The sequence below is a fragment of the Azospirillum soli genome, assembly GCF_017876165.1.
In the GTDB taxonomy this organism is placed as follows: domain Bacteria; phylum Pseudomonadota; class Alphaproteobacteria; order Azospirillales; family Azospirillaceae; genus Azospirillum; species Azospirillum soli.
In genome coordinates this window covers 94,978-120,621 of record NZ_JAGINQ010000011.1, presented here as the reverse complement: position 1 = coordinate 120,621, position 25,644 = coordinate 94,978, and the positions used below count along the sequence as shown (strand labels likewise).

Below are 25,644 nucleotides of genomic sequence, written 5' to 3'. Positions count from 1 at the left end.
GCCCGATGACCGCCCCGACGACCGCCATGTTCACCTTGCCCGTCCAGGACGAGACCTCCGCCCCCTTCTGGGAGGCGGCGCGCGAAGGCCGCTTCCTGATCCAGCGCTGCCCGGAAACGGGGCGGTACCAGTGGTACCCGCGCGCCCACTCCATCCACGCCCCCCACGCCCGCCCGGAATGGGTCGAGGCAAGCGGGCGCGGCGAACTGCTCAGCCACTCCGTCGTCCACCGGGGCAACCAGCCGGGCGATCCCTACGTCTGCGCCCTGATCCGGCTGGAGGAGGGAGTCACCGTGTTCTCCCGCGTCGAAGGGATCGCAGAGAACGACCTGCGGGCCGGCCTGCCGCTCGCCGTGGCGTTCCACAGCCTGGACGACTCCACCAGCCTTCCGGTGTTCCGCCCGAGGACCGCCGCCCAAGGAATCGAAGCATGACCACCCTGTATCTCGACGACATTCAACCGGGCGCCCGGACGCATTCCACCCGCGTCACCGTCACCGAGGCGCACATCGTCTGGTTCGCCGGGCTAACCGGCGACTTCAACCCGCTCCACATGGACGCGGAGGCCGCGAAGGCCAACGGCTTCGGGCGCACCATCGCCCACGGAATGCTGACCCATTCGCTCAGCACCGGCCTGCGTTCCAGCATCGACGACTGGGCGATCCTCGCCTTCCTGGAAACGCGGCGCCGCTTCGTTGGCCCGGTCTTCGCCGGCGACACCGTCCATTACGAGGCCGAGATCCTGGAGGTGCGGCCCAGCGCCTCCAAACCCGACCGGGGCATCGTCCGCGTCGCCACCTCCGTGAAGAACCAGCGCGGCGACACGGTGCAGGAGGGCGAGGACGTGTTCTCCGTCGCGCGCCGGGAGAACGACGCATGAGCGCCGCCGGAACCATGAGCCGGCGCCTGGCCGGGCACATCGCCTTCGTGACCGGCGGCGGTGGCGGCATCGGCCACGCGGTCTGCGAGCGGCTGGCGGCGGAGGGTGCGGCGGTCGTCGTCGCCGACATCGGAGAGAACGCGGCCGAAGCCGTTGCCGCCGCGCTGCGCGGCACCGGGGCGCAGGCCCACGCGGTCGCGCTGAACGTGGCCGACCGCGCGAGTTGGGAGACCGCCGTTTCCTGCCTGCCCGACGCCTTCCGGGGCGTGGACATCATGGTCAACGTCGCCGGCATCGTGCGCGACCGCTCGCTGGCCAAGATGACCGATGCCGAATGGAGCGCGGTCATCGACGTCAACCTGCGCGGCACTTGGCTCGGCTGCCAGACGGCCTTTCAGCTGGTCGGCAACCGCGGCTGGGGGCGCATCGTCAACATAGCGTCCACCGCCATCCTCGGCACCTTCGGACAAGCCAACTATTCGGCGTCCAAGGCGGGGGTGGTCGGGCTCACCCGCACCGCCGCGCTGGAGGGAGCCCGCCGGGGCATCCTGGTCAACGCGGTCGCGCCGGGCGTGGTCGAAACCGCCATCGTCGAGGGCGTGCCGGACGCGGTGCGATCCCAATGGCTGGAGAAGACCCCCATCGGCCGCCTGGGCAAGCCCGAGGAGATCGCCGCCGTCGTCGCCTTCCTGGCGTCCGACGACGCGGCCTATGTCACCGGCCAGACCATCATCGCGGATGGGGGAGCGACCACCGGCGACTACTGACCCGACTTCGCCCGAGTGAACGACAACGCCGAAAAGGCGACTCCACAACACAGAACAGGGAAATGCACCATGATGGAATTCTCTCGCCGCCGGCTGCTGAAGACGACCGGCCTCGTTGGCACCGCCCTTCTGTCGGGCGGCTTGGCCGGCGCGGCCTTCTCCCGCATCGCTGCGGCTTCGGTCGCCGACGATCCGCTCTACGCCGCCGCCAAGAAGGAAGGCAAGCTGACCCTCTACTGGGGCTCCTATGAGCAGCAGACGATGGAGGAGATCCGCGACGCCTTCAAGGCGAAGTATCCGGGCATCGATGTCAACCTGCTCCGCCAGGCGTCGCAGACCGTCTACACCCGCCTGCGGATGGAGTTGCAGAACGGCGTGTACGAATGCGACTCCCTCGGCACCACCAACCTGCTGCACTACACCGAGCTGAAGAAGGTCGGCGCCCTGGCATCCTTCGAACCAGCCGACGCGGTGAATCTGCCGGACGCCTTTCGAAACCTCGACCCGGACATGATGTACCATGTCGGCGCCATCAGCCTGACCAGCATCAACTACGCGCCGCGCAAGGTCTCCGCCCCGCCGACCAGCTGGCAGGCGCTGCTTGAGGATCAGTGGCACGGCAAGATCACCACGGGCAGCCCGGCCTCCTCCGGCGACGTGGCGAACTGGGTGGTGGCGATCCGCCGCAAGTACGGCGACGACTTCCTTCGGGCCTTCGGCAAGCAGAAGCCGAAGGTTGGCCAGTCGAACGTCGATACGGTGACCGACATCCTGTCCGGCGAGCGCGTCGTCGGGTCCGGCGCGCCCTTCAGCTATACGCTGACCCAGAAGGCCGCGGGCAACCCGATCGATGTCGTGGCCCCGTCCGACGACGCCATCCTGAACCTGGGCGTCACCGGCGTGCTGGCCAAGGCGCCGCACCCGAACGCCGCCCGCCTCTTCACGAACTTCCTCTATTCGAAGGAAGTTTCGCAAATCCTTCAGAAGAACTTCTGGCCGACCCTGCGCAAGGACGTCGCCTGGGCCGAAGGCCGGTCGCTGGACCAGCTGAAATGGTACCGCAACACCGGCGATGACCTCGGCCCGGAAGTTGCGGAAGGCATCGCCAAGTGGAAGGAACTGGTGCGCTGACCGGCGCTCCCGCCAGCTTGCGGGGGCGCTCTCCCCGGCCGGACGGGCTCCACGCGCTGCCCGGCCGGGGTCGGGTTTCCAGACGGTCCTTCGCGACCGCTCCTTGAACCAAGGGAGGCGAACCCTATGGGGGTCATCTCAACCAGCCGTGAAGGCAGCACACCGGACGCGGCGGCACGGCCGATGATGCCCCGTGTGCCGCTCGTCAAGACCGCAGTCTTCGGCGCCGTCGTCCTTCTTCTTATCCTGCTGGTGGTCCAGCCCTTCGGCTGGGTTCTCTACAACAGCTTTCACGACGATCTTTCCGGCGCCTGGACACTCGGCAACTACGCGCGGACTTTCCAATCCGCCGACCTTGTCGAACCTCTCGTCAACTCGTTGATCCTGGCCGTGGCGACCGCGGTGATCGCCATCGGAATCGGTGTCCCGCTGGCCTGGCTGGTGTCGCGCACCGACATGCCGTTCCGGCGCACCATCCGCGTGCTGACCCTGACCGCCTTCGTCACCCCGTCCTTCATCGGGGCGACCGGCTGGATCCTGCTGGCCGCGCCCAACTCGGGCTGGCTGAACGCCCTGTGGCGCTTGGTGGCCGGCGCGGACGCGGGGCCGCTGTTGAACATCTATTCGATGGCCGGCGCCATCTTCATCTGCGGCATCTACACCGTCCCCTACAGCTTCACCATGGTGTCCAGCGCGCTGGACGAGATGGCTGTGGAGCTTGAGGACGCCGCCGCCACGCTGGGATCGGGCACGCTGCGCACCATGCTCAGCATCACCATCCCGCTCGTCACCCCGGCGGTGATCGCCAGCTTCATCCTGTCCTTCATCCAGGGGCTGACGCTGTTCGGCGTCCCGGCCTTCCTGCTGACCCCGACCGGAATCCCGGTGGTGACAACCAAGCTGGCCGAGTTCTATCAGCAGTTCCCGCCCGAGATCTTCATGGCCGCCGCCTACTGCATGCCGCTGCTTCTGGTCACCGCCATGCTGTTCTGGATGCGCCGCCGCATTCTGGGGCGCAAGCAGTACGTCACCATCTCCGGCAAGACGCGGGCAGGACGGCAGATCCATCTGGGCGGCGCCCGATGGCCGATGTTCTTCGCCGCGCTTCTGATGCCGCTGTTCTCGGTTCTGCTGCCCTACGCCGCGCTGCTGCTGGTGTCGCTGACCCGCGCCTGGGGCCAGGGGCTGTCGTGGGAAAACCTGTCGCTCTATTGGTACTGGTGGGCACTGTTCGGCAATTCCGAGACGCTCACCGCCATCGTGAACTCGCTGCTTTTCTCCACGCTGGGGGCCACGCTCTGCATCGCGCTCGGCACGGTGGTCGCCTACATCGTGGAGCGGCGGATGATGCCGGGCGCCCGACTCCTGGGTGCGGTGGCAACGGTTCCCATCATCATTCCCGGCATCGTCCTGTCGGTCGGTTTCTTCGCCGCCTACACGCGGGCGCCTTTGAACCTCTATGGCACGCCGATGCTGCTGATCGCGGCCTTCGCGGCGACCTTCCTTCCCATCGCCTACGCCCACGGTGGGGCGATCCTGAAGGGCATCGGGCCGGATCTGGAGCGCGCCGCCCGCAGCCTTGGCGCCGGGGAGGGCCGGACCTTCCTGTCCATCACCGTTCCGCTGATGGGCGGCGGGCTGGTGTCGGGCTGGTTTCTGGTCTTCATCCCGATCATCCGCGAGCTGTCGGTCGCCGTCTTCCTCATCACGCCCAAGACCAACGTGATGACCACCCTCATCTACAACGCCAAGGACGGCGGCAACTACGAGGCCGTCTGCGCCATGAGCGTTCTCCTCCTCCTGATGACGCTGCTGCTGGTGGCGGTCGCCCGCCCCCTGGCGCAACTGACCGGCGCGCGTCGCACATCCCGTAAGGCCGCCGAAGCGGCAGGAGTCGTCCCAGCATGAGCGGGATCCGCATCAAAAATCTCCGCAAGTCCTTCGGCAGCTACACCGCGCTGCACGGAATCGACCTTCAGGTGCCCAACGGCACGCTGCTGGCTCTGCTCGGCCCGTCGGGCTGCGGCAAGTCCACCACGCTCCAGCTCCTCGCCGGCTTCGAGGCGCCGACCGAGGGCGAGATCTGGGCCGACGACGTGCTGCTGTCGTCGTCGCGCGGGGTGCTGCCGCCGGAGAAGCGCGGCATTTCCCTGGTGTTCCAGAACTACGCGGTGTGGCCGCACAAGACCGTGGCGGAAAACGTCGCCTTCGGCCTGGCGATCCGCCGCTTGCCCAAGGCCGAGATCGCCGAGCGCCTGGACCGCGCGCTTCGCACCGTGCGGCTGGAGGCCTTGCGCGACCGCTACCCGTCGGAGCTGTCCGGCGGCCAACAGCAGCGCGTGGCGCTGGCCCGCGCGCTGGCCGTGGAGCCACGCATCCTCCTGCTCGACGAGCCGCTGTCCAATCTCGACGCCCACCTGCGCGAGGAAATGCGGTTCGAGATCCGGCAGGTCCATGACCTGCTGGGCATCACCACGGTGTACGTCACCCACGACCAGTCGGAGGCACTAGTCACCGCCGACCGCATCGCCGTCATGAAGTCGGGCCACCTCCAGCAGCTCAGCTCGCCGGAGGAGATCTTCGAACGACCGTCCAATGCCTTCGTCGCAAAGTTCATCGGCGCCAACAACGAGCTGATCGGGACCAGCGAGGGCCAGGGCGCCATCCGCGTCGGCGATCGCGTGCTGACCGCGCCCGACCGCAGCGGCGCCGAACGCGGCGGCGGGGTATCGCTCTGCGTGCGGCCGTCGCAGGTCCGGCTGGGCGAGAGCGGCCGGGACGCCGATCCCGGCATTCCGTGCAACGTCCTGCCCGGCACCATCCTGCGCTCCGCCTACCTTGGCGAATATCGCGACGTGCTGGTGGACGTCGGCGGCGAGCGGACGCTGCGCGCCTTTGTTCCGCCGTCGCAGTGCTACGGTCCGGGCACCGCGGTGACCGTCCATCTCCCAATCGAGGCGTGCCAGATCCTGGATCCAGCCGCCTGACTCCCGCCCCGTTTCAAGGAAATCCCACACGATGACCACCGCAATGACCGGTGTCGCCGACGCCGAGCCCGAAATCCTGACCGAGCGGCGCGGCGCCGTCCAATGGGTGATCTTCAACCGGCCCAAGGCGCGCAACGCCATAACGCCGTGGATGGAGGACCGCCTGCTCGAAATCTGCCGTGAGGTCAACGGCGACCCCGAGGTAAAGGCGCTGGTGCTGACCGGCGCCCGCGGCGACAAGCCCGCCTTCATGGCCGGCGCCGACCTGTCCTGCCTGCAAAGCGTCAAGACGCCCGAGGACTACACCATCCTGGAGGACCGGGCCGAGGAAGCGGCGATGGCCCTGGAGGCCGTCCGCGTCCCGACCATCGCGGCGCTGGCCGGCGCGTGCGTCGGAGAGGGGGCGTTGCTCGCGGCCTGCTGCGACGTGCGCATCGCGTCCCCGTCCATCCGCTTCGGTTTCCCGATCGCCCGCACCGTCGGCAATTGCCTGAGCATCAAGAACCTGGCGCGGCTGGAGGCCATTCTCGGCACCGCGCGGACCAAGGAAATGATCTTCAGCGCCCGCCTGCTCACCGCTGAGGATCTGGCCGGCACCGGCGCCCTGCGCACCATCGTTCCGGAAGAAGAACTGGCCGACCGCACCCAGACCATCGCGGAGGAACTCGCGACGCTCGCCCCTCTCACCCTGTGGACGACACGCGAAGCGTTGCGGCGGTTGCGCGATCATGGACTACCGCCGGACGGCGACAACGATTTGCTCCGCCGCTGCTATCTGTCCGCCGATTACCAAGAGGGCATCGCAGCCTTCCTTGAGAAGCGCTCCCCGGTCTGGACTGGGCGGTAGCACTGTCAGGTTGGCTGGCGGGTGCTGTTCGTGGCAGATCCCTGAGCATGAGTGAGGTGGTCCCCGTTTCCCGGACAGGCTTGGTTCCGGTTCGTGACATGCCGCCAATCTGATCCGATCCGGGCTGCCCTGATAGACCTCGCCCAGGGGTCTGCCACTGAGCGCGGAGTGCGGCCGGTCGGTCTTGTCGTGGCGCACTCCGTGCCTGGCGACGAGCCGCGACACCGTCGGCTCGCCCCGGATCGCCGCCGGCGCCACCTTCGCCTTGAACTCCACCCGAAATCGCTTCCGTTTTCCCGTCATCGGGTCCGTTCTTACGCGTGGGCGAACCAAGCTTATCCGACCGTCCGGGAACCGGGGACCACGTCAGGCAGCTGAGATCGTGAACAGACCCGATTGGATGTCGTGCTGGTCTCAGAATGCAGGTTCCGCGGGTGTATACTTGGCTGCGTCGAGCAGCGAGTTCTGTGTGTGCAGATCGTTTATCGTTTGGAACCGTCGGTTCAACGTTCCTGATGAAACCTTCTGGTCGGCGAAAAGCGACAGGAGCGATTGCCTGATGGTCTGTACGTTGCCGCCACCGTCCGTGATCAGATTTTGAATATCAAGCCGCTCATAGGCATCATTGTCCTCCGTGTTCCCGCGCAGCACTTCCAGCATCCCGATGCCGATCGATGGATGGACCGTAAGGGGCGGCGTGATACCGCTTACCTTCCTGCGCAGTTCATCGAGATCCGCCTTGGCATCGGCTGCCGGGTAAGGCTTGGCGAAGTACGGCATGCCGTTCGGCATTCCAGTGGCCATTCCATCGTCCTGGCTCAGCCAGCGCAGGATGCGACCACGATGGCCGGAACAGACGGGGCATTCGAAGTCCTGCGGCAAAACGTCCAGCGCCTTGGTGCCGGTTCCCTCGGGAAGGCGCATGAAGCGATACAGGACTTCGACCGTCAAGAGCCGGTGCACTTTGCCGTCTTTTGCCTGACCGATCATCAGCAGGCAAAGTGGACAATCCTTAACGTGCCCCTCCAGCCGATGACGGGGCAGAAGCCTCACGCGCTCCGTAAATTGCCCTTCGCAAGCCGCGCATCCGTTGATTCGTTCAAGGTCGGACACCGCGCTCCACGGCTGAGAACCGGCCCGGCAGCCGAAGAGGTTGATGCAGAATCCTGCCTTCCGTCCGTTGCCGGGCTGCACGATGATGTCCCGCGCCATGGGCTGCATGTCGTTGGTGCAGCGCGGGCAGCGCAGCGGGCCGCCACTGCCGGTCGGTTCACCCTTCAGTAGCATTCGATCATTTGGCGAACACCACGCGCAGTGGCGCAGCGGACGCAGGCAGCGGGGGCAGTCGACAGGCGTTACGCTGTCGCCGACCAGCAAAGCTGCGGGGTCCGTCACTACAGGATGACCGCAATGGAAGCAGGTATCGAAATGGATGGCCTGCTGCGGCGGATCCGTTCTCCACGCGCTTGCCTTCCCCGATCCGATGGGAATGCGGAAGACGTTGACGACTTGGTTGTTCGGAAGACGATAGGCTGGAAACAGGAAATGGCGCCTGACCCTCTGGTTGTCGCACTCCAGGATCGACCCTCCTTTCGTCGCTGCGAGGCGCGCGATTTCGTCGGCGTCGTGCGGGCCAACGCCATTCTCGAAGAAATTCTTGAGCGCCCATGGCACACGCCGAAGATCGGTGCTCTTGGCTCCCGTGGTCAAGCATCCCGGGCATTCGATCCCGAGGCCGCCTTCGAGACGTCCAACTTTCGAGTGCTGTCGCCGGTTGGAAAAATGCTCGTCCTCGCAGGTCGGGCATTGCAGGATCGCGGTGGAGATCGGGTGGTCCTTGTGGTGATCGCAATACCACCAATAGGTTCGAAGATTTCCGTCACAGGCCGGGCACTTGTAGGGTATCCCGGCTTCGTTGGTGCGGAGCCCGTTGATCCGTTTCTCGCGGATCCGGGCGACAAGGTCGGTTTCGGGGCAGTGATCGTTGCCGCACCGGTTGCGAATCGGTTTGCCGCAACCCTTACAGAAAATGTCGGAATTGGGCTGGCTGCGGATGTCGTGGGTGTCACATCCGTCGTTGCCGCAAGGAACCCTCCGCCGTTCATCGCGTGGCGAGATCCTGTTCTTGAAGGATGGCGCCCCGCGGAACAGGTGATAGAGCTGGCGCTGTCTGTCGGAAAGCCGTTGATAGTCGTTGAAGTAGTCGCGGATGCCCTCGATCTCGTCGAGCGCCCGGCAATGGTCTTCGAAATAGATGACCGGGAAAGGCGACGGGGCGATGACTTTGGGGAGTTCGGCCTTGGCCGTGGAGGCAGCGGCATGGAACCCGGCTTCCAGATCGTAGGCCAGCGTCGTCGAGGTGCCGGCCGTTTCCCTGAACAGGGGCGGAGCAATCAAGAAATGGCTGCGGCGGATGTCGTTCTCGCGGACGCCGTCGTTGAAGATGCGCGGCATGTGATCGCGGATGAGGCGGGCGATGCCATCAATCGACCCGAGACGTTCGAGCGTGATCTCGTCTTGGGCGCACCAATGGGCCGCGCCCCCCCCGGCAAAAGCCTCGAGATCGAAAAGGAAACCTTCAAAGGCTTTGGGATCGCCAAGAAGCCTCGTTTGGAATCCGGCAATATCTATGACTTTTTGAAACAGCACATCCAAAAGGGACGCGTCCCCCTTGTCAACCACCGGAGGCAGCGCCGTGCGAAGTTCGGCGAGCGCGGTTTCCCAGGCATCGGTGATTGCCTGACGCGCCCCGCTGCGCAGGTCGTTCAGCTTCGGTCCGATCCTACCCGTGCCGGACGCAACCTCGACGATGGCGTTGGTGATGCCCCTTGCGTGCTCCTGATAGGGCTTCGGGTCCGCCTGGGGTGCGGGAAGCTTCGACAGTAGGGTTGGCAACGGCGCCAGCACGTTGCCGAGTTGCTCCGGCCAATTCGGATCAAGACCCTCCGGAGCGGCGCGCCCGATCGCGGCGGTGATGTCGGTCACGCTGTTGGCGAGGTCCGTCATCAATCGCTCGCTGTGCGCGACGAGGCCCTCCAAGCGTTCGGCCAAGCGTTCGGCGTTGACGAGCAGATATTCGCGGGCAGCGAAGTACCGGTCGGCGTCTGCCGTTCGGGAGGCGTGCCGAGTCAGCGGCTCCAGGTCGGAGATGGCGTCTTCGAAGAACCGGCGCAACGCCAGATGGGCTGGACCAACCGCGTCCAGCGAGTCGTGGGCGTACACGAGTTTCTGATCGGATGTCTGTCGTTGGCGGACAAGACCAAGCGTGATACGGATCAAAAGCAGGGCCGACGGCGCGGTGGCCAGCCATTCCTGCGCGGGGTGCCGGGGACGTTCGCCCCGCGGGGTCGCGGCGTCGGTGTCGGACGGATCTCCCCATTCCTGACCGTCCGGGTCCGTGCCGAGCAGGAGCGCCCGGTTCGTGAGATGGGCGTCGATGGCCTTCCGCCCCAACAGCGGATCGGAGTGCCAAGCCTTCAGAGTGTGGGCGATGGCCCGGAGGTGCGCGGTATCCTCAATCGTCAAGGGCTGGTGATCCTTCTCCATCTTTACCCGGAGTTGGCCGATTGCCTTGATAATCACGTCCATCGTTTGGTCGAGGTCCCCGGCGTAGCGCGCGCATGCATCGCCGAGGTTGCAAACCGGAGGGCGCGGATTTTCGTCAATCTGCCGGTTGATATCCTCCGCCCAGCCTTGCTGAAGTTCGGGAGCGGTGTGGGTGGTGTAAATGCGTTTGACTTCGCGGGCGAGTTCGTTGGCGGGGAACGGCCGCTCGACCTTCACGCGGTCGATCAGGTTTTGCGCCTCCACAAGGCCGCGCCCAAGCGCGTCCATCACCGCTTCGATGCGGGACGGTTTTTCGGGCAATCGGTCGGCCAGGACCGATATCATTGAGGCGATCCAGCCCTCCACCGATCGCAGGGCGTCGTCGCGTACCAGCAAGGCGCTGCGCAGATCGCGGAGAGACGTCTTCGGCCATCGATCGCCGGCCAGCTTCACCATTCGCAAATGGTCCAGCAGACACAGGTGGAAATGCCGCGTCACGGTGGCTGTGTCCAGAACGGGAATCGGTGCGCAGGCCGTGGTGGAAAAGGCGTAAGCGCCTTCGCTGGATTTCGCGTCGGCGCCGGCATCGCCGGGATCGTTGTCCTTGCCCTCGCCCGTCGCCAGGTGCGTGTCCACACGCATCAGCGCGAGTGCGTTCCGGGCCAGCCCCAGGCAACTGCTGAGGACCCGCTGTTTTGCGAGGTTCTTCACCGAACCGTCGGTTTTGAACGCGTGATAGAGATAGATCGCATTGAAAGCCGGGCGGCCGCCGGCTTTGGCGACATAGGTCGTGCTGTTCGACGGGTAGGTCACGGTGAAGGTATCGGGCTGCAGCCAGTTCTTGCAGGTGGCGATTTCCTTCAGGGCAGCGAAGGCGTTGGATTTCACCCGTTTCTGGTTCTTGAGCCCTTCGAAGGCGCTGGGCAGCAGGAACATCCCCTGAATCAGGCAACGCTGGTCCTGATTGCGCAGCAGGAACGCGGGATCCCAGAACATGCCCGATCCCGTGCCGCCGGACAGCGACGAGACGATGATCACACGCGCCCGATCGTTCGCGGCGCTCTGGACACGGGAAAAGGCGTCGAGCAGATGCCCGTGGATCTCCGCGAACTGGAGAAAGAACCCGGCGCGGCCGAGCACACGCCACTGGGCTGCACCGGTGAAGGCCTGTACGAGCGTGATGTCGTTTTCCTCCCCCCTGGTCAGCTCCGGAAACCAAGTCCTGATCGACGCATGGACGTTCGTGTCGGGCTCCTCATGCTCGTGGCCGCGCAGTTGTTCGACTGCGTTCACAATAGCTTCCGTGTCGACCTGGATCAGCCCCTTGTAGACCGGCAGCGATTGAGGGCCATGGAACAGGCGGCCCTCGTGGTCCGGCGTCAGCCGGTCATCGATGATTTCGGGCTGGTTGGCCTTGTCGTCGGTGTCGATGCCGACGAATGTCAGGGCTCCCTTGTCGACCATCGCCTGCAGGGTGCCGGTGGTGTCGTTGGCGATGAGCAGATGCAAAAAACGGATGGTCCTGATCCCGGTGCCACCCAGGCCGACGACCATGGTCGGGAACCAGTGAGAAGCCATTCTGCTGTCCATGTCAGTCCTCGCGTGTGGGCGCAGGCGAAAAGGAAGGGGGGGTGGAAGGCTGGGCGTTCAGTTGATCCAGGCCAGCACGAACATCGGACTGGTGATCGGTGCCACGAACAGGGCGGTCACGAGCCACGCGACCAGGAAGGTTCCGGACATCGCCCAGTAGTACCACCAGGGCCGCTGCATGATCGAACGCGTGAAGCAGTCCGTGAAGGGAGTGCCCACCCGGCTTTCAAGCCGGCTGTTCAGTGACAGCAGGAAAAGGCGCCGGAAGATCAGCAACGTAATGCTCGCCGAGCACGTGATCATGATGCCGACGAGGATGTTGCTGATGTCGGCACCCATGAAGCTGGCGGCACTGGGGCCGGCCGATCCGCCGAAGAGTACGGCGATGACGACCGTGTAAACCCGCTCTCCCCACTCCCACGCCTTGCTCGCCTGGCTCTCGTCGATCCGCAGGAAGGCAAACCCGCGCCACAGGTTGCCCTTGCCCAGATATGCGGGTACGTGGCGGCTGCGGAAAAGGAAGTAAAACGACACCAGGGCCAGCACGACCAGACCCGGATAGGTGATCGCAAGCATGCTGACGACGAAATGGGCGCGAACGGTTCCCGTCGCCATGGGCTCCGGGATGCCGGCGTATTCGATGTTGGCCGTTAACCTCCCCCGCTCGGCCTCCGTCACCTTGACGTCGGGAAAGGGCACTTCGGCATGTCCGTGGTTGCCTTGCCACGTCACTCTGGCTTCTTGCCGGCCGTTGGGAATGGGCTGGTCGCCGTCGAGCAGAACGACGAAGATCGCGGGCAAGGGGGGATCGACGGCGCTGCGCACCACGTTGACGTCGACGCGGGCGGCGATGCGATCCCCGGACGGAGTCTTCTGAAGCCAGGTGCCTTTGATCGTCAGCGCGATTTTCTCGACCGGCTTGATCGCCACGTCGGTCGCCTGGGCGGGGGGAGACGTGTTCACGTCCCCCACGACGGCATAGGGTTGCAGGCGGATGCCGGCCGGGCTGAACACTTTCTCCCAGTCGGAGTTGGACAAGCTTATGCTCAGCTCATGGGACTTCCCGCGTTCGATCCACGGCGCCGAATCGGGAACCGCATGTTTCACCACGCCCTGGGTGCTGCGGTTGAGAGGCAGGAACCAAACGGCCTTCGGCTGCCCGGCCCATTCCCCGTTGTTGGTCAGCCGAAGCTTGATTTCACGCTTCTCCGCATTGTAGGCAAGGCCCGAGGCTCCCTCCATGTTCGGCGTGACGGAGATGAGGGGTGCCGGAAGCGACGGCAACCGGCGCCGCTCCTGGTCCGCGCAGACGTGCCGCTCCGAGCCCGCCACCTGCGACACGCAGGCGAACAAGCCTTGCACCCCGGCGAAGCGCGCCTGATCTTCGGGCTTCGCCAAGAGAACGGTCCGCTCGGCTTCCTCTCCCGGAGCAAGGGGATCTTTCTGTTCGATCTCAAACTCACGCTGATTTCCGCCGACAGGATCGCTGGACAACGCGATCATCTCCGGCCGTTGCGGCACGTTCGCGTTGTTGCGGAGCCGCAGGGTCAGCCTGGGCGCATCCTGGCCCCACGGCGAACTGCCCTTGCTTTCCAAGACGGCCGGCGCGTCCACCCGCGCCGGTGACAGGCGAAACGGGGAGCGCGGGGCCGTCGTCTCACCGTCCGGGTCGACCAGAACCGCTTCCACGGGGTGCAGCGGGTCGATGACGCTCAGCAGCTTCTGGTCGACATCGATATCGACCGGCGTGGCCGGATCGCCCGGCGCAATCTGTTTGGGAGGATTGGCCGTCCAGATGTAGCTCTGGGGCCGCCCGACGTTGCGCAGCGAAACCTGCCGGACAAGCGTATAGATTTGGTTGGGATTCTTGACTTGCAGCGAGATCACCGCGTTTCCGCTGGTGCCGGTGCGGATTTCGCCTTTTTGAATGCTCAACGGCTCTCGCCGAAGGGAACGCAGGGGCTTCAGCGTGTCTCCGGAGAGGCTGCGATCGGCCTCGTCCACGAGACGGACCCAGAGTTTCTGCTGATCGAAGACGGCGTTTTGCCGGGACACGTCCAGATCGCATGTCACGGTCGTGCGACCGGATTGCTGCCCCTTGACGACCCGTGCGTCGCCTTCCGGTTCGCAGTAGTCGACACGGATCTGGTTGTCGCCGTAGAGGGCCAGCTTGGCAAAGGCGATGGGCAGCGCATTCGGGTTGTTCAGATCGAGAAGCAGACGGGCGCGCGTGTTCGAGATCTGCACCCAGTCGGTACCTTCAATGACGATGGGGTTCAGGTTCGGCGCCTGGACACGGTAAGGAGCCGACCTGAACTGACCTTCCGGTCCGGTGTCCACGGTGATCCAGAAATCTCCCTGCTTGACATTCTGGATGACCGGATCGGGAAGGGCGATGTTCTCCTTGCGCGGCATCCCCGGTTCCAAACGGGGACCGTCTTTCAGCGGCACGATGCCGATCCACTTCTGCCGTGTGGTATCGCTGCTGCTGAAGAACGTGATCGAGCGCGCGGTCTTCGTCGCGCCGCCATCGTTGGCGAACTCCACCTGGAGGGCGCGCCCGTCGCCGGTCCGGGTGACGCTCTTGATCACAAGGGGCGTCACATTCTCGACGGGAACCGGATAGGTGCGGCGCTGCCCATTCGGCGCACGCGATTCGTCCACGACGGACAGGTACAGTTTTTGATTGCCGTCGGCATCCGTAGGCAGATCACGAGTCAAGGCGCGCAACTCGTCGCCCAGGACAAAAAGTTCGCGCGCGATCTGGTCGTCTGGCGCGATCGAACGCGGTGTCTCGAGCTGTTCACCACTGACACTCAGGCCTTTCGGTTCCCGATGCAACTGCACGGCCTGCAGCGCGTTGGGGATCCGGCCACGATTGCGCACCGAAAAACGCACCACGATGCCGTTGTCGCGCCACTCGGCGCGCGGGTCCACAACGTCCAACGGCGGCAACATCGCCCTGTAGATGCCGGATTTCACCGTGTCGATGAAGTTGCGGCTGCTCCGCTCCGCCGAGCTGTAGGGGATCCGCACCGCGCCAACTCCGGCGGCATCGCTCAGGGCGGTCTGGATGCGGGCCAGACGCATCATGCGGTTGGTGCAGTCCGGGTACTTGTCGGGTTTGCCGCTCGGCAACGGCTCGTCCATTTCCAACAGCGCGATGAAGGGACGGCTGCTCGTCTCCTTTTCCAGGCCGATGATCGAGCGGCGCAGGTCCTCGATGGCGGAGCGCGCCGGGACGAGTTCGGGCTTGCTTTCGTACTCCCTGGTGCTGCGGCAGAAGACCTCTTCCCTGTTTATCGTGTCATCGACGAAGTCGCTGGCGATCAGAACCACCTTCTGCCGCTTGCCGAGATCGGACAGCATGCCCGGGTTTCCTCGGACGCTGCCAAGCATGGCGCCGATGTCGGTCTTGCCTTGATTGTGCCCTTTCTCTCCTTCGCTGCCGAGCCGGTCCAGCTCCGCCTCCAGGTTCTTCCGGTTGCCGCCGTCGATCGCGCCCTTGCTGAACTCCTGCGCTTTTTCAGCAAAGGTGTAGAGATAGACACGGTCGCCGGCACCGACGAAGGGGCGTTTGTCATCGATCGGTTCGCGGAACAGCTCCTTGAGCATTTCGACGATCCGGCGGTTGGGGCCCGGCTGCCGTTCGGTGAAGATGGTCTTCGATGCATCCATGTACACGAAGACGTCGAACGGCGGCAGTTGCTGCTCCTGCGCAGCCAGCGGGCTGCCAGCCAACGCCACGACCACCACCCAGACCAAGGATATGACACGCCGCATCATCACTACGTCTCCGTGCTTGGGACGATGCAGCGGTAGCAACTCCTATACCATTTCGTAACGTGTTGGAATCTTTAGAGGTAGTCACGCCGGGTCGGCGCTCCGACTGTTCAGTTCCCGGAGATGCCGGCCCGCGTTGAACAGTCGACGCCGGGGCTCAAGCCGGGCGGCGCCAGCCACGCGTCCGGACGCGGTCGTAGATCGTGTTGCGGGACACCCCAAGCAAACTGGCGGACAAACTGATGTTCCATCCCGTAACGACGAGCAGGCGAAACATTCGTTCGTCCTCGCTCAGATCCGGGAGCAGCGGCAAACCACCGATTTGCCGGCCGGAATGGGGATCGAGCAGTATGGCTGCCGCGCCGTCGAGCCCAATCACCGTGCGGCGCGTTCCCATGACCTCCAACGCGATGTTCTCGACCGTGGCTTTGAGTTCCCGGACATTGCCCGGCCATGCCATGCAGGCGAGCAAGTCGAGCGCGTCCTGCGAGAACGTGCGCGGCGGTTCCCCATTGGCCTGGTCGAAGCGCGCGAGCAAACGGTTCGCGAGCGTCCGCACGGCTTCCGGCTGACTGCGGAGCGGCGACAGCATGATGCGCCAATGCGAGAGCCGGAAAAACAGGTCCGGAAGGAACTGGCCGGTGGCGCTCAACGCCTGCAAGTCTTTGTTGCTCGTGACGATCAGTCGGACGTTTGCGCGCCGGGGACGATCCGACTCACCGAGGCGATGGAAGGTGCCGTCATCGAGAAAGCGCAGCAGCCGAGTTTGCATCGGCTTTGGCAGGTAATCGACATCGTCCAACACCAGCGTGCCGCCGTTCGCCTGCTGGAAGACTCCGTCCTGCTCCGTCGACGCTCCCGTGTAGGCGTCTCGCGAATGCCCGAACAATTGCGCTTCTACCGTTCCGACGTCGAACTCGCCGCAGCCGCGGACAATGAGCGGCTTGTCCTTTCGCTTCGAAAGCGAACGGAGATGTCGGGCAAGCACCGACTTGCCGGTCCCCGTCTCACCGGTGATCAGGATAGGGCCGTCCTGGGCGGCAATAGCTCTCATGCGCGGGGTTATGTCCGGAACGTTCTCCTCGGGGCACGGAACCGCCGAGGCGGTCGCACTGCTCGGACTCTCGGCTGAATGGGCTTTATTTGCCGAGCGCCGAGGTTCGCCCCGCCGGGGGGATTTGGGCTTCTGATTGTTCATTGCCGCAGTCGGCAAGGGAATGACGCCAAGCATGAGATCAGTTCTTTTGCTCATCTGACTAAACTCTCACCGATAGGCGAAATGCATTCTTTCGTAGTCAATATTCATGGATTTTGACCACCGCTTCCACACTCCATCAAAAGGGGTGGAAATTCAAGGCGCCATTATCCAATAAATGCTATCAGAAAAATAGACAAAGAACCGTCACGTCATAAGAATACAAATATTTTCCTGCACAACACGCTTGGCTTATGGCAAAGATTCGCGTGAGGTGGTCCCCTTTTCCGGTTCTTCCGCACTTCGCGTGGAATGGCTGATTGAACCACGCCAGGGAACACGCCTCGCAGTGGGCGGCGATCCGCTCAATCGCGGCGAAGATCGGCTGCATTCCCGAGACGCTGCGGGGCTGAGTCCGGCAGGCGGAGCGTGACCAGAGCAAGCGCTCCGGCCCGCTGCGCACCCTGGAGTGGGTGGACTGGTTCAACCACCGCCGCCTGCTCGAACCCATCGGCGACATTCCTCCGGCCGAGGCCGAAGCACGCTATTATGCTCAAACCGAGGGTGTCGCCGTGGCGCCGTGAAGGCCCTCCGGAATACACCACACTGGCACATGTGTTTGTGCTGTTCCGGGGTGCGCTGCCCGTTCAACGCGACACGGTCACTGCCACCGGATCGCCTTTCGGCACCAGTCGGGGCGCGAAGGCGTCGATAGCGACGCTGTCCGCCCGTCCTCGAAGCAGCGTTTCCGCCAGAGCAAGCCCGATGGCCGGTGCCGTCTTGAACGATGTCCCGCTGTCGCCCACCGCCAGGAGTAGGTTGGCATAGCCGGGGGCGGGGCCGAGGATCGGCCGGCCATCGGGGCTCATGACAAAGACGCCCGACCACGCTCCGCGCAACGCGGCGCCGTCCACGCGGTCGAAGCGGTTGGACAGGACCCGACGGTAGTCGGCCACCAGGTCAGCAGGGACTTCCATGTCGCCGTCCGCACCGTTCCAACCGCGCTGCCCGCCGAATTCATTGCCGACCAGAAGGCCGTTGCCCGGCATCGGCCGAAACCACGCCTGCTGCACATGGTCGATGATCGTCGGAAGGCCCGCGTCTTCGGGAAGATGCCAGGGGTGAAACACCATGACGCGTGAGCCGTGCGGCACCAGGCCGAGGTCGATGCCGACGCTGCCCAGGATTGTGGCCGCGCCGGTGCCGGCCGCCACCACCACGGCGCCGGCCGCGATGGTGCCCTGTGCCGTCCGCACCCCGGTGATCCGATCCCCCGACGCCTGAAGGGCCAGCGCGCCGTCGCCGAACCCGAAGGTGACGCCCATGCCGGCGGCTCGCGCATGCAAGGCGCGGCAGGCCAGGATCGGGTCACAGCAACCGGCCGTCGCCTCGTGGGACAGGGCGCCGACCGCCTCGTCCAGGCGCAACAGGGGCGTGCACTCCATCGCCTGCGCAGCATCGGCAAGCGCGACGTCAACGCCCCAGCTCCGCTGCGCCGCAACCAGCGCTCGGAAGCCATCGGCATCCTGCCGCGGGACCAGGGTGAGCAGCCCGGTGGGCCGGAAGCCGCAACTGCCGCCGATCCGCTCTCCCCATTCGCGGAATACGGGCAGGGAGGCCAGAGCCAGCCGCGCTTCCGCCTCGTTGTCGTAGGTCGAGCGGATCAGCGCCCCGGTGCGCCCGCTCGATCCGGCGGTCGGCACCTGCCGTTCAATAAGGTGTACGCGGCCAACGCCCAGGATCGCCAGATGATAGGCCGTGAACAGGCCCAGGATGCCGGCGCCGATCACGACGACATCGGCCGATGCCGTCTCGCTGTGATGAAACATGCGTTCCCCCATGCAGGTGTTTCGCTTTCCCGTGATCGTCGCGCGGGCTCAGCAGAAGATGGTGCACGCCTCCCATGGCCCCTTTGATGGTGGAGGGGTTGGGGAGAGGGGGGTCTACCCCCGCTTCGCGCACCACGGATCTAAGAAGAAAAAGGCCGTTGCATCAGGCACCCACCCTACCCTTCCCCATGCTGCGCAAAGGGAGGAACCCGCCGCGGCGCCCTTTCTCATCCGCTGCGGGTCGGCGCAATGCGGCGGCGACAACTCAGCCCTTGAGAGCGCCAACCTCCGTCACCGGCTGGGCAGTGACCGGCACCGTCGAGGATGCCTGCGTCGGGGCGCCAGCTGGGGTGCCCGTCGGGGCGGCGGCCACGGCCTGCCGCGCCCGCGCGAGTGACAGCGAGGTCCACATGATCGCTGCGCACTGCAGGCAGATCGCCACCAACGCCGGAAATGAGACGGTCACGCCTTCGCGCCACTCCAGGGCCAGCGCCGTGATTGGCACGAGCGGGATGAGGACCGACGTGCGGACACCGCCGATCTTGGTAATCGACTGCTGCAACATCCACACCGGCACCATGACCGCCACCGCCGACAGGAACAGCGCCTTACCGACGAATTCCAACGAGAAGACCCGCACCAGTTCCGGCAGTGAGATGGCACCGGTGAACAGCAGCAGGATCGGCAGCCGGATGCAGATCAGGTCGTTGGTGGACAGGCTGTGCCGCTTTTGCAGAGCACTGGACGACACGATGAAGACCGCGCCGCAGGCACCCGCTCCCAGCGCCAGCAGCACGCCGCCGAACTGGCGGTTGATCGCAAAGTCAGCCATGGAGGGGTGCGTATAGGCCACCACCATGCCCAGCACACCGATGACACCGACCGCCAACCGCGTCAGCGCCGACAGGCGCCGCCACTCCCCGCCCAGGACCACCGTCACCAGCGGAATGATCGACATGTAAACGACGGTCTGCACCGGCGCGTTGACGAGCTTCAGGGCGGAGAACATGCCCATCCAGCTCAGCAGCGTTGCGATGTTGACCATGAGGTAGGAGCGTTTCTCGCTCCGCCACAGCGCGACCAGCGCGCCCAGCCGGGCGCGGTTGGCGGTTAGGAAGACGAACCAGCACACGAAGAACGTCGAAAAGGTGATCAGGATCGCCGACACCTCGGTGAACTTGATGTTGACGAAAACAGCCGAGTAAGCCGTCACCAAGATGTATACGAGGACATATCCGTAATTCAGGGCTGGCATTATGCTATCTCGCTTCGTTTGGCAGCTGTGGCGGTGCCGGGTGCAATGATGACGGGGACGGTCTTGAGGAGGCCGGCGAAAAGGCAGTGATGGCGGCAGCCAGATGGTCGCCGAGGCGCAGCATGGAGAAGTGATCGCCGGACACCACGGCGATGCTGGCGCCGGGGCAGTGGAGGGCGAGATCGGCGCGGATCGCCGGCGGATCTCGCCGCCCGATCAGGCTGTCCTCGGCATAAAGCAGCAGCGCGTGCCCGCCGTAGCGGCGCCCGGCCGCATCGTAGACCCCGTTGGCTTCGAACTGAGCGCGCGCCACGGCGAGAAGCGCACCCACGCGCCGCTCGGCGACGAGACCGGCCTCACCCAGCGCCGCCACGGCGGACCGCCCGGTCGCCATATCGCCCAGCCCGACCGCCCGCAGCAGCCAAGCGGCAATGGCATCGTCGTCCGGCGTGAAGCCGGGATCACGGACATCCACGAGGGTATTGCCGGGCAAGGCGTCCAGCAGCACCAGATCCACCGCCCGCCCCTCGGCCTCCAGTGCCGCTGCGGCCTCAAAAGCGACGCGTCCACCGAAGGAATGGCCCATCAGGCGGATGAGGCCGGCCGGTGCACACCGCCGGATCAGATCGAGGGTGTCGGCGACGATCTCGGCCATGCTTCGGCATGGCACCGCGTCGTCGAACAGGCCGCGCGGCTCGATGGCGGTAACCGGCCCGCCATCCCGGCGGGCGGCCAGCGCCCGGCCGATGGACAGGAACGCGGCCCCCGTTGCGCCAATGCCGGGAATGGCGATCCAGGTCGGCGGCATGCCGTCGGTGATGGGGGTCAGGCGCCCGGCGTTCGGTCCAGCCGTTGCCGGCGTGCCCTCCTCCCGTTGCGCCAGCGCCTCGTCCACCGCCTTGCCCATGGCCCGCACGGTAGGATGATCGAAGACGATGCGGATGGGGAAATCGAGGCCCCAGGCATCGTTGATGCCGGCCACCAGCCGGACGGCCAGCAGTGAGTGGCCGCCCAGCGAGAAGAAACCGTCGTCCCTCCCCGGCGGCCCGGCGAGCGAAAGCAGATCCTGCCACAGTCCGGCCAGCCGGGCTTCCGTGGCCGTGCACGCCGCCGTACCGCCACCCGCCAGGGTTAGCGTGCCGTAGCGGGTGGCCAGCGCCTTGCGGTCCACTTTGCCGTTGATGGTCATCGGGATGCTATCGACGACCAGCACCCGTGCCGGCCGCAGGTGCTGCGGCAATGCGCGCGCCATCCACCGATCGACAGCGTCGAGAGACACGGTGCCGCCGGATGCTGCGGCGACCCAGCCGACAAGGAACTTGCTTCCGGCCTCGGCGCCGTGCACGGTCACCGCGGCTTCGGCGACGCCAGGGGCGCCGGCCAGCGCCTTTTCCACCTCGCCCAGTTCGATGCGGAAGCCACGGATCTTCACCTGCCCGTCCATCCGGCCCAGGAAGTCGATCCGCCCGTCCGGGCGCCAGCGCGCCAGATCGCCGGTGCGATAGCTGCGGGACAGCCCGTACGGGCAATCGAAGGAAAAGCGTTCGGCGGTCTGATCCGGCTGGTTCAGATAGCCCAGTCCCACGCCACGGCCGATGGCAACCAGTTCACCGGGCACACCGATGCCCGCTGGCCGGCCGGTGTCGTCGAGGATCTCCACCGCCGTGCCGCGAATCGGCCGCCCGACCGGCAGCGGTGCCGCCGGATCGTGGTCGCGCGGGATGACGTGGCAGCAGGTGAAGGTGGTGTTCTCGGTGGGGCCGTAGCCATTGATGATGGTCAATGCCGGGTTGTGATCGTACAGCTTGCGCACCGCCGCCGCCGACACGACGTCACCGCCGGTAAGGAGCTGACGCAGCGCGTTCGGCAAGACCGGCCCGAGCGCCACCAGCCCGTCCAGCGCTCCGGCCGTCAGCCACGTGGTGTCCACCCGGCAGTTTTCGACCGTGGCCAGCAGGGCGGCCAAGTCGAAGGGGCCGCCGGGGTGGATGACCAGCGTGCCGCCCGAAAGCAGCGGCGCCCACACCTCGAAGGTGGAGGCGTCGAAGGACACCGAGGAAGCATGCAGGACGCGCGATTCCGGCCCCACCGTCACGTAGCCCGGATCGAGCACGAGACGCAGGATCCCCTCCTGCGGGACGGCCACACCCTTCGGCCGGCCGGTCGAACCGGATGTGTACATCACATACGCCGGGTCGGCCGGCCCTGCCGACACCGATGGTCCGGCCCCTTCTTCGGGCGCGATCCGCAGGGCGTCAATATCGAGGATCCGCGCGCGGCCGGCAAAGCCGCCGTCCTGGTCCCAGTGCGCCACCGCGTCGCTCCGAGCGATGACGTGCGCGATGGACGCGTCCTCCACCATATAGGACAGGCGTTCCTGCGGGTAGGCGAGGTCGAGCGGAACGTAGGCGGCCCCACACTTGAGGATTGCCAGCATGGCGGCGACACCGTCGGCGCCGCGCGGCAGTGCCAGACCGACCCTATGCCCCGGCACCACCCCCACGCGGCGCAAGGCCGCGGCCATGTGGTCGGTCATACGGTCCAGCGTCTGGTAATCGAGACGAGTGTCCCCCTCGATCATCGCCGTCTGGACCGGCCACCGCGCCACTACGGCGGCGAACGCCTCGGCCACCGATGCGAAGGGCAGCAGCCGGTCGGTGTCGTTGACGGCGGCCAGCAGCGCACGTTCGCTCGCCGGATGCGCGTCCAGTTCCCCAATCGGGCAGCCGAGGGCGGCGCTGGCGGTCTCGGCCAGATGCCGGTACTGGTCCGCCATGGCGGCAATGCGGCCGGCATCGAAGAGCGCGGCATCGAACTCGAACTCAAGGGTCAGCCCGTCCTCGTCGATAAGCACGTTGAGGATCAGGTCGAACTTCGCCCGCGTGTTGTCCACGGGCAGGATCTCCACGGCGGCCCCGCCCATGGCGATGCCCCGCTTTGGCCGGTGCTGAAGCACGAAGACGATGTCGAACAGCGGGTTGCGGCCATTCGACCGCGGCGGCGACAGCGCCTCGACCAGAAGTTCGAAGGGGATGTCCTGGTGCTCGAACGCCCGTTGGACCTGTGCTGCGGTCTCGCGCAGAAAGTCCGCCAGCGGCTGGTTCGCGTCCACGGGGCGGCGCAGAACCAGACTGTTGGCGAAAAAGCCGATGGCCCTGGTCAGTTCCAGCCGGCCCCGATTCGCCATGGGTGTGCCGATGACGACGTCGCGCGACCGGGTGTGCCGCGCCACCAGCAGCGCATACAGGCCGAACAGCACGACGAACAGGGTGGTGTCGACGCGCGCCGCCAAGGTCTTCAACGCTTCGAAGGCCGCCCCGTCCAGCCGGCGCCGGACCATTCCACAGGCACCGCGCCGGCCGAGCCGAGCCGGGTAATCGGGGATGAGGTCGGCACGCTCAGCCAAGCCGGCCAGTTCCGCCCGCCAGAAGTCCAGAAGGATCCGCCGTCGCGGGCCAACCATCTCGGCCGCCTGCCGCTCAGCGTAAGTGGTGTAGGAGAAGGGCGGAGACCCAGCCTCGTCCTGCTCCTCGTAACGGGCGATCAGTTCCTTCAGGAAGACGTCCGCCGACCAGCCGTCGAAGGCGATATGGTGTACGGTGACCAGCAGAACGTGGTCGCCCTCGGCCAAGCGCAGCAGACGTGCTGCCACGGGCGGTGCCTGTTCCAGGTCGAAGACGATACCCGCCATCTCCCGTGCCGCCGTACGCCACGCCTCCTCCCGCGCTGAGGAGGGCAGCGCGCCGAGGTTTTCCACGGGCAGCCGCACCGGCCTTGGAGCGAGCACGACCTGCTCCGGCTCGTCGCCAGCCAGTCGATAGACCGTGTTGAGGATGGGGTGGTGAGCGGTCAGGTGGCCGAAGGCATCCGTCAGCCGCGCGACGTCCAGGGGGCCACGCAATTGGTAGGCCAGCAGCACGTTGTACTGCGCACTGGACCCTTCGAGCCGGTCGATCAGCCACAACTGGCGCTGCTGGAACGAGAGCCGCCCAGGCGCGGCCTCCGCGTTGGTTCCCAGCGCGGTGTCGGGTGCGTCCGGCCGATAGCTTTCGACGGCAACGGCGAAGTCACCCAGCCGCGGGTTCTTGAAAAATACCCCGACCGGGATCTCCTTGCCCGTGCGCACCGCCACCTCGAACAGGACCAGCGTGGCCGACAGCGAATGCCCGCCGATCTCGAAGAAGCTCTCCGCCGGTTCGATCGGCCGGTTGAGGTCCAGCACCTCCCGCCAGATGTCGGCGAGAAGCGTCAGCATGGGCCCGGTTGCCGTCATGTGGCTCTCGGCGGACGGGTGAGCGTTCGGGAAGGAAGGGTTCTGGTCCATCGCGATCGTCGCCATCAGGCCGCAGACACCCGTTTCGTCCGCACCTTGCGGTGCGGACGGTTCCACTGCTGCGGTCGCGCTTACAGGTGTAAGGTCAGGCGGGGTGTGTCAGCCGGCGCACCCGCAGGCCACCCGCGTGCCGTCACGGGCTTCCTTGCCTTCGGTCGCGTAGCCGTCACGCTTCCACCAGTCGAGCCCGCCCAGCAACTCCTTGACCCGGAAGCCGAGGCGGGCAAGCTTCACCGCGCTCTTGGTCGAGGCGTTACAGCCGATGCCGTCGCAGTACGTCACGTACAGGCGGTCCCGGTTCAGGGCGGCCGCGGTCTCCGCCGTGATGGTCCGGTGCGGGAAGCTGATGGCGCCGGGAATATGCTCCGTCGCGTAGGCCTCCGCCGAGCGGGCATCGACGATGACGATATCCGTCCCTTCCTGAAGGGCGATGTAGAGGTCCCACGAGTCCGTTTCGTACTCGAGCTTGTTTTCGTAGAAGGCAATCTGGTGCCTTAACGCCTGATCAAGGCTCATGGCGGCATTCTCCTGTATATTTATGCGCGCGCATGGAGCTAGCGCACCATTCATTAAGAGAAAATTCTAGAGGTCTGTTCAACCATTTTTTGCGCGGAGAGCAATCGCTGGGTGAAGAGGATGAAGTCGTGGGGCATTCCGCCCAGCACCGTGTGATCGACCAACACCCCCAGGGTGCGGAGCTGCCCGGCGAACAGCCTAGCCTCGTCGGCCAGCATGTCGCACGCGGCACTGACCAGCCGTATCTCGCCAAGCAGGGCCGCCTGGCCGGGCGTGAGGGCGAGGGGGTCGAAGCCCGGCGGCATCCCCTGACGGGCCAATGCGCGGAACCACGCCATGAAGTCACGGTCCAGCAGGTACCCCTCGCCGAATTGCTCGTAGGAGGGAAAGCTCCGGCTGTCGTCGAGGTTCAGCACAGGGTGGATCAGAACCAGCCGTGGCCGGCGCTCCGCCAGCGCCGTCAACGCCGCGTGCAGAACCAGCAGCCCGCCAATGCTGTCGCCTGCCAGGACGAGCGGTTCGTCGCCGGTTTCGGCGAGCGCTGCGATGGCCCCGGTGACCGCCGCGACGATGGACGCCGGTTTGGTCTCCGGCGCCTTGGGGTAGTCGAGTCCGACGATGCTCCGGCCGGCCGCAGCCCAGCCGGCCAGCACCGGGGCGAAGCAGTCCAGATCGTGGAAGACCAGTCCCCCTCCGTGGACGTAGATCACTTGGCCGGGCACGCGATGCGCACCGTTCGTCGGGAAGCGGCGGAATCGCACGGGGCCAACGCTGCCGTCCCCGTCCGCCGGATCGCGCGGCAGCGCGCCGGGGGTGGCGAAGGACGCGATGAAGCGGGCCGTGCGTGCGCGCGCCGCTGCCGGATCGGCCTGGGCGGCGGCCACGTCCGGCTTGCCGAACAGCCGCCGCACTGCGAGCACCGCCTTGAAATCGGCGCTCAGCTGCTCCGGTCGGTCCTGCGGCTGGGGCGTCGCGACCATCGTAC

15 protein-coding genes and 2 pseudogenes are annotated in these 25,644 nt (G+C 65.9%); 8 read left to right on the top strand and 9 right to left on the bottom strand.

The window, feature by feature from the left end:
• The first annotated feature begins 5 nt into the window (after positions 1-5).
• The 7 genes from J2852_RS18130 to J2852_RS18100 all read left to right on the top strand — a co-directional run bounded on the left by J2852_RS18130 (position 6) and on the right by J2852_RS18100 (position 6,612).
• Positions 6-434, top strand: a complete 429-nt coding sequence (locus tag J2852_RS18130; RefSeq protein WP_209878082.1) for a Zn-ribbon domain-containing OB-fold protein — start codon at positions 6-8, stop codon at positions 432-434.
• Positions 431-880 carry a MaoC family dehydratase gene (locus J2852_RS18125; protein WP_209878080.1) on the top strand — a complete coding sequence of 150 codons (450 nt, stop codon included), beginning with the start codon at positions 431-433 and terminating at the stop codon, positions 878-880. The genes J2852_RS18130 and J2852_RS18125 overlap by 4 nt, the downstream gene beginning before the upstream one ends.
• A complete protein-coding gene (locus J2852_RS18120) occupies positions 877-1,647 on the top strand; it encodes an SDR family oxidoreductase (RefSeq protein WP_209878078.1) in 771 nt (256 codons plus the stop codon). Before J2852_RS18125 ends, J2852_RS18120 begins: the two co-directional genes overlap by 4 nt.
• A 69-nt stretch (positions 1,648-1,716) precedes the next feature.
• Positions 1,717-2,778: an ABC transporter substrate-binding protein gene (locus J2852_RS18115; RefSeq protein ID WP_209878076.1), complete on the top strand. Its 1,062-nt coding sequence runs from the start codon at positions 1,717-1,719 to the stop codon at positions 2,776-2,778.
• A 126-nt stretch (positions 2,779-2,904) separates the two neighbouring features.
• A complete protein-coding gene (locus tag J2852_RS18110) occupies positions 2,905-4,686 on the top strand; it encodes an ABC transporter permease (protein ID WP_209878074.1) in 1,782 nt (593 codons plus the stop codon).
• Entirely contained in the window at positions 4,683-5,765 is a 1,083-nt protein-coding gene (locus J2852_RS18105; protein ID WP_209878072.1) for an ABC transporter ATP-binding protein, read from the top strand. Before J2852_RS18110 ends, J2852_RS18105 begins: the two co-directional genes overlap by 4 nt.
• Before the next feature lie 31 nt (positions 5,766-5,796).
• Positions 5,797-6,612 carry an enoyl-CoA hydratase gene (locus J2852_RS18100; protein ID WP_209878071.1) on the top strand — a complete coding sequence of 272 codons (816 nt, stop codon included), beginning with the start codon at positions 5,797-5,799 and terminating at the stop codon, positions 6,610-6,612.
• 195 nt (positions 6,613-6,807) lie between these two features.
• Here the strand turns inward: J2852_RS18100 and J2852_RS32500 are convergent.
• From J2852_RS32500 to J2852_RS18085, 4 genes and pseudogenes are all read right to left on the bottom strand, one after another.
• Positions 6,808-6,915, bottom strand: a pseudogene (locus J2852_RS32500) (transposase); the annotation flags it as partial.
• Between the two features lie 111 nt (positions 6,916-7,026).
• Positions 7,027-11,748 carry a tubulin-like doman-containing protein gene (locus J2852_RS18095; protein WP_209878069.1) on the bottom strand — a complete coding sequence of 1,574 codons (4,722 nt, stop codon included), beginning with the start codon at positions 11,746-11,748 and terminating at the stop codon, positions 7,027-7,029.
• A gap of 57 nt (positions 11,749-11,805) precedes the next feature.
• Positions 11,806-15,534, bottom strand: coding sequence for a hypothetical protein (locus J2852_RS18090; RefSeq protein ID WP_209878067.1), 3,729 nt, complete (start codon positions 15,532-15,534; stop codon positions 11,806-11,808).
• 154 nt (positions 15,535-15,688) lie between these two features.
• The gene (locus J2852_RS18085) at positions 15,689-16,729 is read right to left on the bottom strand and encodes a sigma-54-dependent transcriptional regulator (protein ID WP_281418460.1); all 1,041 of its coding nucleotides are present in this window, start codon (positions 16,727-16,729) and stop codon (positions 15,689-15,691) included.
• Between the two features lie 440 nt (positions 16,730-17,169).
• Between J2852_RS18085 and J2852_RS31600 the strand changes: the two are divergent.
• Positions 17,170-17,310 (top strand): annotated as a pseudogene (locus J2852_RS31600) (IS3 family transposase); the annotation flags it as partial.
• 63 nt (positions 17,311-17,373) lie between these two features.
• Here the strand turns inward: J2852_RS31600 and J2852_RS18080 are convergent.
• The 5 genes from J2852_RS18080 to J2852_RS18060 form a co-directional block, all read right to left on the bottom strand.
• Complete coding sequence (locus J2852_RS18080) at positions 17,374-18,555, bottom strand: NAD(P)/FAD-dependent oxidoreductase (protein WP_209878063.1); 1,182 nt, start codon at positions 18,553-18,555, stop codon at positions 17,374-17,376.
• A 265-nt stretch (positions 18,556-18,820) separates the two neighbouring features.
• Positions 18,821-19,771 (bottom strand): hypothetical protein, encoded by a 951-nt coding sequence (locus J2852_RS18075; RefSeq protein WP_209878061.1) that lies wholly within the window; start codon positions 19,769-19,771, stop codon positions 18,821-18,823.
• A gap of 43 nt (positions 19,772-19,814) precedes the next feature.
• Entirely contained in the window at positions 19,815-24,149 is a 4,335-nt protein-coding gene (locus J2852_RS18070) for a non-ribosomal peptide synthetase (protein WP_209878059.1), read from the bottom strand.
• A 93-nt stretch (positions 24,150-24,242) separates the two neighbouring features.
• A complete protein-coding gene (locus J2852_RS18065; RefSeq protein WP_209878057.1) occupies positions 24,243-24,659 on the bottom strand; it encodes a rhodanese-like domain-containing protein in 417 nt (138 codons plus the stop codon).
• A 53-nt stretch (positions 24,660-24,712) separates the two neighbouring features.
• Positions 24,713-25,639 carry an alpha/beta hydrolase fold domain-containing protein gene (locus J2852_RS18060; protein ID WP_209878055.1) on the bottom strand — a complete coding sequence of 309 codons (927 nt, stop codon included), beginning with the start codon at positions 25,637-25,639 and terminating at the stop codon, positions 24,713-24,715.
• Between the last annotated feature and the right edge of the window lie 5 nt (positions 25,640-25,644).

Coding starts and splice junctions, on each gene's coding strand:
- J2852_RS18130 (WP_209878082.1), top strand. CDS start 6: ATGACCGCCCCGACGACCGCCATGTTCACCTTGCCCGTCCAGGACGAG.
- J2852_RS18125 (WP_209878080.1), top strand. CDS start 431: ATGACCACCCTGTATCTCGACGACATTCAACCGGGCGCCCGGACGCAT.
- J2852_RS18120 (WP_209878078.1), top strand. CDS start 877: ATGAGCGCCGCCGGAACCATGAGCCGGCGCCTGGCCGGGCACATCGCC.
- J2852_RS18115 (WP_209878076.1), top strand. CDS start 1,717: ATGATGGAATTCTCTCGCCGCCGGCTGCTGAAGACGACCGGCCTCGTT.
- J2852_RS18110 (WP_209878074.1), top strand. CDS start 2,905: ATGGGGGTCATCTCAACCAGCCGTGAAGGCAGCACACCGGACGCGGCG.
- J2852_RS18105 (WP_209878072.1), top strand. CDS start 4,683: ATGAGCGGGATCCGCATCAAAAATCTCCGCAAGTCCTTCGGCAGCTAC.
- J2852_RS18100 (WP_209878071.1), top strand. CDS start 5,797: ATGACCACCGCAATGACCGGTGTCGCCGACGCCGAGCCCGAAATCCTG.
- J2852_RS18095 (WP_209878069.1), bottom strand. CDS start 11,748: ATGGACAGCAGAATGGCTTCTCACTGGTTCCCGACCATGGTCGTCGGC.
- J2852_RS18090 (WP_209878067.1), bottom strand. CDS start 15,534: ATGATGCGGCGTGTCATATCCTTGGTCTGGGTGGTGGTCGTGGCGTTG.
- J2852_RS18085 (WP_281418460.1), bottom strand. CDS start 16,729: ATGAACAATCAGAAGCCCAAATCCCCCCGGCGGGGCGAACCTCGGCGC.
- J2852_RS18080 (WP_209878063.1), bottom strand. CDS start 18,555: ATGTTTCATCACAGCGAGACGGCATCGGCCGATGTCGTCGTGATCGGC.
- J2852_RS18070 (WP_209878059.1), bottom strand. CDS start 24,149: ATGGCGACGATCGCGATGGACCAGAACCCTTCCTTCCCGAACGCTCAC.
- J2852_RS18065 (WP_209878057.1), bottom strand. CDS start 24,659: ATGAGCCTTGATCAGGCGTTAAGGCACCAGATTGCCTTCTACGAAAAC.
- J2852_RS18060 (WP_209878055.1), bottom strand. CDS start 25,639: ATGGTCGCGACGCCCCAGCCGCAGGACCGACCGGAGCAGCTGAGCGCC.